General features: G+C 68.5%; 9 protein-coding genes and 1 pseudogene. 7 read left to right on the top strand and 3 right to left on the bottom strand.

Annotated elements, in window-relative coordinates; translation table 11 throughout:
• The first annotated feature begins 620 nt into the window (after positions 1–620).
• Complete coding sequence (locus ABH941_RS40675; protein ID WP_370138427.1) at positions 621–1826, top strand: IS256 family transposase; 1206 nt, start codon at positions 621–623, stop codon at positions 1824–1826.
• A 200-nt stretch (positions 1827–2026) separates the two neighbouring features.
• Here ABH941_RS40675 and ABH941_RS40670 read toward each other — a convergent pair whose 3' ends face one another.
• Positions 2027–2227: a hypothetical protein gene (locus tag ABH941_RS40670; protein WP_370138424.1), complete on the bottom strand. Its 201-nt coding sequence runs from the start codon at positions 2225–2227 to the stop codon at positions 2027–2029.
• A 212-nt stretch (positions 2228–2439) separates the two neighbouring features.
• On the opposite strand from ABH941_RS40670, the gene ABH941_RS40665 reads away from it, so the two are divergent.
• Positions 2440–3915: a pentapeptide repeat-containing protein gene (locus tag ABH941_RS40665; protein ID WP_370138421.1), complete on the top strand. Its 1476-nt coding sequence runs from the start codon at positions 2440–2442 to the stop codon at positions 3913–3915.
• 17 nt (positions 3916–3932) lie between these two features.
• Here the strand turns inward: ABH941_RS40665 and ABH941_RS40660 are convergent, their stop codons facing one another.
• On the bottom strand, positions 3933–4412 hold the full coding sequence (locus ABH941_RS40660; protein WP_370138418.1) for an SAM-dependent methyltransferase: 480 nt from the start codon (positions 4410–4412) through the stop codon (positions 3933–3935).
• 655 nt (positions 4413–5067) lie between these two features.
• Between ABH941_RS40660 and ABH941_RS40655 the strand changes: the two genes are divergently transcribed.
• The 4 genes and pseudogenes from ABH941_RS40655 to ABH941_RS40640 all read left to right on the top strand — a co-directional run.
• On the top strand, positions 5068–6267 hold the full coding sequence (locus ABH941_RS40655) for a DUF6745 domain-containing protein (protein ID WP_370138415.1): 1200 nt from the start codon (positions 5068–5070) through the stop codon (positions 6265–6267).
• A gap of 68 nt (positions 6268–6335) precedes the next feature.
• The gene (locus ABH941_RS40650; RefSeq protein WP_370138412.1) at positions 6336–6740 is read left to right on the top strand and encodes a hypothetical protein; all 405 of its coding nucleotides are present in this window, start codon (positions 6336–6338) and stop codon (positions 6738–6740) included.
• A 725-nt stretch (positions 6741–7465) separates the two neighbouring features.
• The gene (locus ABH941_RS40645) at positions 7466–8266 is read left to right on the top strand and encodes a DUF5984 family protein (protein WP_370138411.1); all 801 of its coding nucleotides are present in this window, start codon (positions 7466–7468) and stop codon (positions 8264–8266) included.
• Positions 8263–8460 (top strand): annotated as a pseudogene (locus ABH941_RS40640) (MepB family protein); the annotation flags it as partial. The gene ABH941_RS40645 and the pseudogene ABH941_RS40640, both read left to right, overlap by 4 nt.
• 290 nt (positions 8461–8750) lie before the next feature.
• Here ABH941_RS40640 and ABH941_RS40635 read toward each other — a convergent pair.
• Complete coding sequence (locus ABH941_RS40635) at positions 8751–8885, bottom strand: hypothetical protein (protein ID WP_370138408.1); 135 nt, start codon at positions 8883–8885, stop codon at positions 8751–8753.
• On the opposite strand from ABH941_RS40635, the gene lanKC reads away from it, so the two are divergent.
• On the top strand, positions 8875–11454 hold the full coding sequence (gene lanKC / locus ABH941_RS40630; RefSeq protein ID WP_370138404.1) for a class III lanthionine synthetase LanKC: 2580 nt from the start codon (positions 8875–8877) through the stop codon (positions 11452–11454). The two genes, ABH941_RS40635 and lanKC, sit on opposite strands and share 11 nt — an antisense overlap.
• Positions 11455–11650 lie beyond the last annotated feature (196 nt).

The following is an 11650-nucleotide window of genomic DNA, read 5'->3' as shown; positions in this document are numbered from 1 at the left end:
AGGCAAATCTGCCTGCGTTACCAGCCTTCAACCCGCTGACCTGCACCTTCAACCCGACAGGGACTCCAGAGCCCCCGAATTACGCGGAACGCAGGGCGAGATGACGAAGCCACGCTGGTACGTCTCCACATCGAGGACGAGGTTGTCGACCAACCTGGCCTGACTCTCCGCCGCCACGGAACGCCGTTCCGAAAGATTGGCTCCCCGCATGTGGGCGACCGACCAGAACAGCACTCCGAACGCGACCCCAACCAGCACAGCCAGCAAGGCAGTCGCAACAGCCGTCAGAGCCACCAGACCCCGCTGCGTATGCCTGTCCTGCCGACCCCTGTCCACCACGGGTGCCTCGTACTCCGCGACTGCCAAACAGCAGCCTTCCACAATCAAACGTAACACCGTGTGACCATGGTGGCCCGGAAATCAGCCGGTAGAGGCGCACCACCGCGCCAATGGTGCGGCTGCCACGCCTGTCGCCGGGAGTGTCCAATTAACGGCGGATCACCCGCCGTGCCAGGTAGCCGGATGGCTGGCCTGGGGAAGAGGATTCACCAGTGACTGACGTGACGACTGAGACCGTGGACGCTGCTGCCGCTGGGGCGGTGGACGACCAGCTGATCGGGATGCTGGTGGACCGGGCTCGTGCCGGTGGTCTGCAGTTGACCGGTGAGGGCGGGCTGCTGCAGCAGCTGACGAAGCGGGTGCTGGAGTCCGCCCTGGAGGGCGAGATGACCGATCACCTGGGCTACGAGAAGCACGACCGGGCCGGTCGGGACGGCGGCAACAGCCGAAACGGCACCCGCTCCAAGACGGTCCTCACCGATGTGGGTCCGGTCGAGATAGCCGTGCCTCGCGACGTGGAGAACAGCTTCGCGCCGCAGATCGTGCGCCAGCGCCAGCGCCGGCTGACCGGCGTGGACGAAATGGTCCTGTCGCTGTCGGCCAAGGGCCTGACCCATGGGGAGATCGCCGCCCACCTGGGCGAGGTCTACGGGGCGAGCGTGTCCAAGCAGACCATCTCCACCATCACCGACAAGGTGATGGACGGCATGGCCGAATGGCAGTCGCGTCCCCTCGACTCGGTCTACCCGGTGGTGTTCGTGGATGCCATCAACGTGAAGGTCCGGGGCGACCAGGTCGCCAACCGGCCTGTCTACGTGGCTTTGGCTGTCACGGTCGAGGGGACCCGGGAGATCCTGGGGATCTGGGCCGGGGATGGCGGCGAGGGGGCCAAGCACTGGCTTCAGGTGTTCACCGAGCTGAAGAACCGCGGCGTCGACGACGTGCTGATGCTGGTCTGCGACGGCCTCAAGGGCCTGCCCGACGCCGTGGCGGCGGTCTGGCCTCGCACGGTTGTCCAGACGTGCATCGTCCATCTCCTGCGCAACAGCTTCCGCTACGCGTCGCGGGCGGACTGGGACAAGATGGCCAAGGCCCTGCGGCCGGTCTACACCGCGCCGAGCGAGGCCGCGGCCACCGAGCGGTTCCTGGAGTTCAGCGAGGTCTGGGGCGCCAAGTATCCAGCGGTGATCAAGTTGTGGTCCGACGCCTGGGCCGAGTTCGTGCCCTTCCTCCAGTTCGACGTGGAGATCCGCAAGGTGATCTGCTCGACGAACGCCATCGAGTCGGTCAACGCGCGGATCCGCAGGGCCGTGCGGGCCCGGGGGCACTTCCCGAACCCGCAGGCCGCCCTCAAGTGCGTCTACATGGCGCTGATGTCGCTGGACCCGACCGGCAACGGCCGCAAGCGCTGGACTATGCGCTGGAAAGCCCCGTTGAACGCCTTCGCGATCGCCTTCGAAGGCCGCATGCCCACCGACATCAAGTAACCATCCAACAGGGTAGATCCGCCGTTAAGTTGACACACCCGTTCGGCGGCGATCTTCAGCTTCGTGCGGAAGCCGGGGTCCTTCTTGCTGGTCGGGGAGTGGTGGGCGGGGCTTTAGGGCACGGCGTGCAGCGGGTAGTAGAGGTTCTCGTCGGCCCAGCAGGTGGTCACCGTCACGATGCCGTTGTCCGGAGTCGTCGATCACGAGCACCGCGCCGGGGTGGGGCGCGGTCGCGGGTCGGTCAGCAGCAGTTCGACCAGGCGGGTGTTGACCCGCTCGTGGTCCCATGTCGACTCGGACAGGGAGAACTGCAGCCGCTGTACCGAGGCGTGCTGGGCACCGACCACGGGCTCGGTGCCGGCCAGGGCGGTCAGCGGCCCGGAGCGGGCGACACGGAACACGACGGGTCATCACAAGCCCCAGGGCAGCGAGGCGACGTTCCTCTGCTACCGGCCTACTATGGCACTGACCCGCCGTCAACAAAGCACCGCTAGGGTCTGACGGCATGGGATCACCGACGGAACCGGACGCCTCCGGGGAGTTTCAGCGGATAGCCGACTGCTTGGCGGGACCGGACGCCGACGCACACCACGCCGGCTTGCAGGAGCTTGAGATGCTCGCCCAGGCACATCCCGCGCTGCGCCAGCCTGCCGCCGACGCCGTGTGCCGTTACCTGTGCGGCACGGTTGTGGAAGCTGTCGACAGTGCTGTCGCGCTTCTTGTCGCGCTGGCGCGGGGCGGAGACCACCTCGCCTTCGCCCTGGAAGGCGCCGTATTGCCGGACGTCGACTTCAGCGGCTGCTCCTTCGGTCCGACTGTCTTTGCGGACGCCCACTTCCGCGGCCGCTGCGTCTTCGACGGCGCTCACTTCCGCGACGACGCGATCTTCGCGCGGGCCGTGTTCGAAGGCGAGGCGTCGTTCGCCGACGTCAGGTTCGGCGGAGACGCCCACTTCGGGCTGGCACGATTCCACTCCCCGGCCAGCTTCGTCGGCGCCCGGTTCGACAATCTGGCCTGGTTCGGCCGTGGTGAGGAGCCCGTCCAGGAGGACGACTCCCGATTCGAAGAGTTCGACGAGGACGGCGGTCTGCCCTCTGACAAGCCGGATCCGTTCGGCGTGCAGATCCCCTGGCGCGAGCCGAACGAGGCCGATCCCGACTGGCCGAGCGCCGTGCTTCAAGAGGACTACCAGACCTGGTACGAGGGCAGCGACGGCACCTGCTTCCGGGATCGGGTGTCCTTTCACGGCACGCGATTCCACGGTCCGGCCTGGTTCTGGAAGGCACGGTTCGGGGCGGATGCGGAGTTCGGCGACGCCTGGTTCGGCGATCAGGTCCATCTCGACCAGCCGAGTGTGGATCTGACCGGCGCGACCGCGGACACTGTCGCCGAGGAAGACGATGCTTCGGAAGTCGACGACGCGGAAGAGTCGTTCAGCCCTCAGGAATGGCCCTTCGGCTGGGTGCTGCGTCCCGAGGACAACGGGCCGGGCCGGCTGGTGACGGACGAGTCCGTGGCGCCCTACGCCCACCAGCTTGCCGACGCCGACCCAGCGGTGCGGCTGTCCGGACTGCACGTGCTCGACGCGCTCGGCCAGACCCGCACCGACCGGCGGGCCAGAATCGTGGACGCAGTCTGCGGATTCCTGAGGGCGCCGCTGGCGTTCGAGGTCGGCGATGAAGCCGCGCTCACCGCGGAGCAGGAGGTCGAACTGAGGCTGCGGCGGACTGCGCAGCAGATCCTCACCGACCACCTCCGCCCTCACGACCCCGGGGCGGCGCCGGATTCCCCGCCGCGCGAACAGTTCTGGGACGGAGTCGATCTCAACCTTTCCGCCGCCACTCTGATCGACTTCGACCTCAGTGACTGCCGGTTCGCGCGTGCGGACTTCATGGCCACTCAGTTCCACGGGACCACCAACTTGGAGCGAAGCGCGTTCAAGGTGCACTTCATGCTGCCGGGCGGTGGCGGATACGCCACGTTCCACGGCGAATGCCGCACCGCCGGCGCCGCCCTCACCGAGGGCTGGGCCTGGCGGGAAGCGCCGACGAGACCCTCCAGCAGGTTCGGGCACGGTCAGCCGAGGTGACTGTCTGAGTCAGTCCGTCAGCCGTCGATCGGCTTCCGAGCCAGCACGCCATACGTCAGCAGCATCGGCTCCCCCTCGGTCTCGGGCGCCGGACGCCACACGTCGATCGGCACCAACCCGGGCGGCTGGATCTGGAGGCCGTCGAGCCAGGCCGCGATCTGCTCGGGGGTGCGGTTGGTGAACGGCACGCCGGTGGTCTTCTGGTAGTCGGCGAGCACGGCGTTCTGCTCGTCCGGGTGGGTCGGGTCCGGCGCGGCGTGCGTCAGCGCCAGGTAGCTGCCCGGCGCGGCCTGGTCCAGGTAGGCATGCACGATGCGGTCCGGCCGCTGGTCGTCCGGGATGAAGTGCAGCACCGCGTTCATCACCACGGCGATCGGCCGGCTCAGGTCCAGCGTCTTCCCGCAGCGAGGGAGCGGACGGCGACCTGCAGCTGTGCCGCCTGAAAGACACCGGCCACCCCTCCGACCGGAAGTCGTCGCCCGATCCGGCAGCCGCACCGAATCACACAGCGATTAGGTAGTTGTACCGATGTCCCGTGCGCGCGGCCTCTGAGAACATTCCCCGTGGGGCGCTGAGGTGAGGTCTGCCTCCCCTCGTGCCAGGCAGGAGTGTGGATGAACCGGGTGAACACCTGCGAGGAATTTGGGGCGGTCGTCAGCAGTCACCTGGTGGCCGACCGGCACCGCCGGGCCAGCAGCGGCTGGGGGCTGGGCCTCGGCCGGCCGGCCGGGCTCCTCGGGTCGGTCTTGATGCAGAGCCGGGACGCGACGTACCACGCCGATCAGGGGCAGATCCTCTGCTTCTTGATCGGCCCGGCGTCGGAGTCCTCCAGCGGACCTCCGGGGTCACCGAACGGCGCACGGGACCGCTGCGCTCGCACGGCCGGGGGTTGAGATGCCGGACCCGCTGAATCACCTCGCCGCGTGGGTGGCGTGGGGCGGTGGAGTGCTGTCCGCCAGCGTGTTCATCACCGTTTTCGCTCGCCTTCGTAGCAACAGGCGCTCCCGGGCTCCCCTCGACCGCCCAGCTCACGTACCCCGCATTACCGAACTCACCCCCGAACAGGAAGCCATCCTCCCGACCATCCGCGACGAATGGATCCAACACGGCCTGTCCACCCGGCCGGCCGACCGTCCCGCAGCCGAAGCCGGCATGCGTGCGGCATACGAGGCGGCCGGGCTGGAACCCCCGAAGATCTTCGTATGGCTCGACAGCCCGCTGGCCGGGTGCATGGGATCGTGGATGCTGTCCCAGGTCGAATCCAAGGTCGAAACGCAGGCCTGGACGCAGGTCGAGGGCCACGTCGAGGGCCAGGTCTGGGCGGATGCGTGGGCGCAGGCATGGGCCCGTCTCGAGGCCTGCGACCAAGTCCAGGTCGCAGGCCAGGTCGGAGCCCAGGTCGAGGAGCAACTCAAGGCCTACGTCAGGTCCCAGGTCAGGTTCCAGGTCGGGCCCCAACTCAGCTCGGACTCGACCTGGTACCAGGTCGAGGACCAGGCCGAGGGCCATCTCATGTGGCAGGTCTGGGGCCAGACCGATTCCAAGGCCAGGTCCCGGGTCGAGGACCAGGTCCACGACCATGTCCAGATCCATGTCGGGACCCGGGTCAAGTCCCAGGTCGGTGACCAGGTCGCGAACCAGGTCTGGAACAGCGTCAGGGCCGAGGTCAGGTCCCGGGTCGAGGACCGGGCCAGGCCCCAGGTCGAGAAGGCGCGGTTCGGACAACATGAAGCCGCCACGTTCGCCTACTACGACGCGGTCGCAAGCCTCGGAGCCACCGGAATCGAACCCGTCACCGGCCTCATGGACGTGGCCCGCAACGCGGGCTGGTGGTGGGCCATGCGACACACCGCCGTCCTCACCGAACGCCCCACCACCCTCCACCGCGACCGCGAGGACCGCCTGCACCACGAGACCGGACCGGCACTCACCTACCCCGACGGCTTCGCCGTCCATGCCTGGCACGGCACCCGCGTCCCCGCCGACCTGGTCGAAACCGGCTGGGACACCCGGCGGATCCTCACCGAACCCAACGCCGAAATCCGCCGCTGCGCCATCGAACGCCTCGGCTGGGACCAGTTCACCGCAGAAGCAGGCCTCACCCAGATCGGCGAGACCGTCCCCGACCCCGGCAACCCGGGACACACTCTCGCCCTGTACGACGTCCCCGGAGCGATCTACGACGAACCCGTGCGGGTACTGCTGTGCACCAACGGAAGCGTTGAACGCGACGGGATGCGCCGCAGGTTCGGTCTGACCGTACCCGCCAGCATCAACGACCCCGTCCACGCGGCCGCCTGGACATTCGACTGGCCTGTGGCTGCCTACCGTGACCTGGAGGTCCGACGGTAGCGCCGAGCGACAACTCGCAACTCCACCCGGCAGTTGTGACAGCCCGACACGAGACAGGGAACACCGGCATGATCCTGCGAGACGCCAGCACCCGCTTCGACGTCGAGGTCCTCGATCACCTCGACCACGACGCCGCACTCCCCGTCGTCACCCGCGCCGCCTGCCAGGGCGACGTGTCCATCCTCCGCGTCACCACGGCGGGGGCCACCACCGCCGTTTCGGAGGCCGGAGTCGCCGTCGTGCGGGGCGAGAACGGCGGCAACACGCACTCCCTGCACGGCGACGGTCCGATCATGTGGGACGTGGCCGCACCGTCCACCACCAGCCTGACGCTGGGCACCCTCACCGTCCCAGAAGGATCTACCGCGATACTGCTGCACCCGGAACACGGCGGCCTGGCGATTGTCCCGGGGACCTACCGCGTGGGTCGGCAGCGTGAAATGGCCGACATCGTGCGAATGGTGAAGGACTGATGGGCGGGACGCGATTATCGCGGGCGGCTGAGTCCCACGGGTTGGGGGCGCCCGGGTTCTGGCTGCGGGAATGATCTCAGGCGGCTGACGCGCCGCCCTGTGCAACTCGATGAAGCCGGCTCCCTCACATTCGGCCGACTGCGGGTGTGCGGTCTCGGAGGAGTGCGGCGACCCGGGCGTGATAAGCGGGGGCCAGCTTTCGTCATCGCCCTCGTCCTCGGCGTCATCGGGACGGCTGAGGTACTCCACGACGTAGGCCTGAGTGAAGCAGGCCAGCAGCAGGACGAACTCGGCCACCGTGGGCGCAACCCAGAATGGCCTCCACGAGCCCGTGCCGTGCATCGCAATGCCGACTCGGGGGCCCGGCGCCGCCGTGTCGGCGACGAACGAATCTCCCGAGTGATCGGCGATGACCACCCACTCGTCCGGCCAGCCCACCAGCCGGTGCCCGTCGTTGCTGTGCCGGCGGTAGCCGGACTGGTACGGGACCGGGCCCCGAGCAGGGGTGAGGGTGATCCCTCCGAGCGGGGCGGGGATGTCGACCGTGTCGAGTGGGCCGGAGGCCGGGCAGGGCCCGAACGGCCCGCTGACATCGGCACGTTGCAACACGTCGATCAGCATCGCAACCGCCGACCCGAGCACTACTTCGGAGTCTGCCATCCCGCGCAGCACAGGACGCCGACGCGCCCCACGGAGGCCTGCTGGAGCTCTGCCACACTGGGCCGGTGATCAATTTCAGGTTCGGCCTGCTGCCGGTGGAGGAGATCCAACCCTGGGGCGGTGTCGGCGAGAGCCCCTGCCTGAGCTGGTTCGCACTGACCGACGGCTGGTACTGCATCGATGTGGGCGGCCACGAGCTGCTCCGCTATGTGGACCGCGCACCGCATCCGCCGGACGGCGAACCGGGCGGCCGTGCGGCGAGCCCGTATGTCGACTACTTCGTGGTCCGGTTCTGGGAGGACATCCTCGAAATGGTTCCGAGGGTGATGGAGCCGGTGCCGGAGGATCTGGTCGCGTTCGTGTCCGGTGACGAAACGCACTGGGCCTCGGCCGACACGTCGGAGGCCGAGGAGGCAGCCGACTGGCACAGCCAGCACTACCTGGACATGGGGCACTTGCGGTATCCGCCCGAGCTCCGCTGGTGGCGGACGGTGGCCGACGGCGAGGATGTGGTGACCGTCAGCTGGCAGCACGAACCCGGCGGCGGGATCGAGTTCACCGCTCCCGCGAAGGGTCGGGTGACTTTGCCGACAGCCTCGTTCGTCGCCGCGGTGAGGGAACTCGACCGCGGGCTGCTGGCCGTCATGGAGCAGCGCATCACGGAGTTGGAGGCAGCCGGACCACCGCCCGGCGTCCACATCGACCTGCGCCATCTGCGCCACGAGCAGCAGGATCGGGAGACCTGGTTGCAGCGGGCGTGGGGCCGAGCGTGCGACACCGACTGGGACACCGTACGGGCCGGGGCCCGGGAGCTCCTGCGCCCGCTCCGGGGCTCGGCAGGTGACAGCGGCAGGATGAAGGAGTGACGACGAAGCGTGACGTCCCGGCCCACAGTGACCTTCTCGCAGCGAAGGCGTTGGTATACGACCCGGGCGAGTTCGCCTGCTCGCGACCCGTACCCGAGGCGGAGGGCGCCGCGTACGGCGCTCACGAGTTCGCACTGGACGGCGCCGCCGTCAGGTTTCGGGTGGCCAGAACGACCCCGACGAAGGTCGGACAGGTCGGCCGCCAGTCGAGCGACTGCGAGACCGGCCATACCCTGACCCTGGCTGGCCGCGTCTGCTCCGGCTGGCCCCTGTGCCGACCGGCTCCGCGTTCTGCCTCAGCGGGGGCGGAGGTGCGGAATCCCGGTGGACTGGTAGCTGATTAGGTAGTTCTACCGACGACCGTCGGCAGCGATGGTTGCCACAATCATCGGACCGGGCAGCGAGGTTGAGCGCTTCTGTGTTCACCCTTGGCACGAGATCTCTACCGGACTCCTCCTGCCCCACCACACCCGACGCAGTTCACCTACGGGATGCCCTCGGCCAGAGGTTCGTGGACGACCAGTACTACGCGCCGCTCGCCCGTATCGCCGATCCCGGCCCGAGCTTCGCGCCCGCCCAGATGCCGTCCGGACCCGGAGGTGAAATCAGTGATAGGCATTCATCATGCGTACGCAGGAGCTGATCCGCATTTCTACGATCACCCCGCTGGCACGTCCGGCCGCGGCCGCTTTGCTGCCGCGGGCCGCCCGGTCCCGGCTGGTTGGCGTCGCGACGAGAGCAGTTCCTGGGTCTATCTGACCCCCGACGGCGTCCGGCTGCCCGACCAGGGCTGGAAGGTCCACGTCTCGGCGACTCCGGGCGACGCCGAACCTCTCATCGAGACAGTCGGCGCGTACTGCACGGAACACCGCATCGCCTACAAGTTCCTGCCCAGCCGGGGCGCTCACCTGCTCAGTGACAGCAAGTACGCTCGGCGCGGCAGCAGCGGCAAGCTCATCACCGTCTACCCGCAGGATGAGCGGGAACTGCGGCGCCTCTTGGAGGATCTCACGCCCCGGGTGGCCGGTCGCCGTGGTCCCTACATTCTCAGTGACCTGCGCTGGCGCGATGGCCCCCTCTACGTCCGCTACGGAGCATTCCGTGAGCGGTACTGCATCACAGCAGACGGCCAACGCGTGCCGGCCGTCACCCGGCCCGACGGGGTGCTGGTCCCCGACCTTCGTGCGCCCTCCTTCCAACTGCCCCGCTGGGTCGAGCCACCTGACTTCATCACCGAGCAGATCCAGGCCCGTGCTGTGGCCGGCGCCGGCCACGACCTGCCCTACACCGTCGAACGAGCTCTGCACTTCTCCAACGGCGGCGGTATCTACCTGGCTCGCGACGAGCGGACCGGTGCATCGCTCGTTCTGCGCGAGGCCCGCCCCATGGCCGGCCTGGACGGATCCGGGATCGACGCGGTCGCCCGACTCAAGAACGAAGCCCGCGTCCTGAAGAGCCTGGCCGACCTCGACTTCGTCCCTGACCTGCTGGACGAATTCTCGGTCTGGGAGCACCAGTTCCTGGCTCAGGAATACATCGAGGGCGACACCCTGCAAACCTTCATGGCCCGCCAGAACCCGCTCACTCGGGCCAACCCCAGCCCGGCCGCGATTGCCCAGTACACCGCCCAGGTCCTCGACATCCTCGACCAATTGCAGCGTGCCATCGACACCATCCACCAGCGCGGCTTCGCCTTCGCGGACCTGCATCCCGGCAACGTGCTGCTGCGCCCCGACGGCCGGATCGCACTGGTCGACTTCGAGGTCGCCTACCGCCCGGGCCTGGAACGCGCCCCCGAGATCGCCTGCCCCGGCTACTTCTCCCCCCACGCCGGAGCTGGGATCGCCCGCGATCACTACGCCCTGGACAGCCTGCGCCTTGCCCTGTTCCTTCCGCTGACCATGCTGCTGGACCTGGATCCCACCAAGGCCGACAGCCTCACCTCAGCCCTCGCTGAGCTCTTTCCAGTGCCCGCCGAACTGGTCAACGGGATCCGGCGCGGGCTGACCCGGCCTGGCACGCCAGTCCGTACCGGCCCTCCACTGACCGAAATGTTCACGCGGGCGGCAGCCGATCCGGATTCGGCCGCGATGGGCGACTTGCAGGCAGCGCTCGTGCGGGCGATCACGGCCAGCGCAACCCCTGAGCGGACCGACCGGCTCTTTCCCGGAGACCCCGCAGCACTGCGCGACGGCGGCTACACCCTCGCCCACGGCGCCGCGGGCGTCCTCTACGCGCTCGCCGGCACGGGCCACGACGTCGACCCGGAGCACACCGAATGGCTGTGGCAGGCCACCCGCCGCAGCACCGACCCCCGTCCGGGCCTGTACGGTGGTCTGCACGGGGCGGCCCTTACCCTGCACATCCTGGGCCGTACCGATCAAGCCCTCGACATCCTGGAACGCGCCGGTGCGGCCACAGACTCCACCACCTGTGCGACCGAGCTCCACGACGGGCTGGCGGGCATTGGATTGACCCTGCGTCATTTCCTTCGCGCCACCGGCGAAACCGCACTGCGTGCCCCTCTTCAGGCGGTCGTCGACCGCGTCGCCGCCGCAATCCAAGCCCCCGACGATGCCGTTCAGCCCTCTGCAGCACGCGCCGGCCTGATGCACGGCCCCACCGGAGCGGCCTTGCTCCTCCTTCACCTGTTCGAGGACACTCGCGACGACGCCTACCTCGACCTGGCCCACCGTGCCCTCAGCAGCGACCTCGACCACTGCCAAACCGACAATGAAGGCGCGGTCAATCTCCATGACGGCACTCGACTGCTGCCCTACCTCAGTGTCGGCAGCGGCGGCATCGCCCTGGTTCTGCGGCACTTCCTGCGCCATCGGCACGACGAGCGCTTCGCTACCGCACTCGGGGGCACCCTCCTCGCGGCGCAGGCCCACTTCGTCGTCCAGAGCACGCTGTTCAACGGCCGGGCAAGCATGATCGCCCTCCTCGCCCAGCACCCCGGCGACTCCCAGGCACGTACCTCACTGGCCCGCCACGTCCGGCTGCTGGCCTGGCATGCCGTCCCGTACCGCGATGGCATCGCTTTTCCCGGCGACCAGCTTCACCGCCTGTCCATGGACTTGGCCACCGGCACCGCAGGCGTCCTTCTTGCCCTCCAAGCCGTCGCCCGTCCCGACAGCTCCCTGCCAGGGCTCGCCAGCCCGGGTATCCACCTTCTGCCCCATTGACCCGCCGCTCAGCGCCGACCGACAAGCGCGCAGCGAAACCCCAGCCCACAGTTGCCGGTCCGGCGTTCCCCGGATCCGAGCCTGCGGTCGAGGGCCCTCAGACCTTCTGGGACAGCTCCCGGAAGTAGCCGATCACCGTTAGGAGAGCACCTCGTGGAGAAGATCCTTCAGTTGCAGGACCTGTCGGTCGCCGACA

It is taken from the genome of Streptacidiphilus sp. EB103A, assembly GCF_041261405.1.
In the GTDB taxonomy this organism is placed as follows: Bacteria; Actinomycetota; Actinomycetes; order Streptomycetales; family Streptomycetaceae; genus Streptacidiphilus.
The sequence above is the reverse complement of the archived record's forward strand: the minus strand, read 5'-3'. Positions and strand labels throughout refer to the sequence as shown.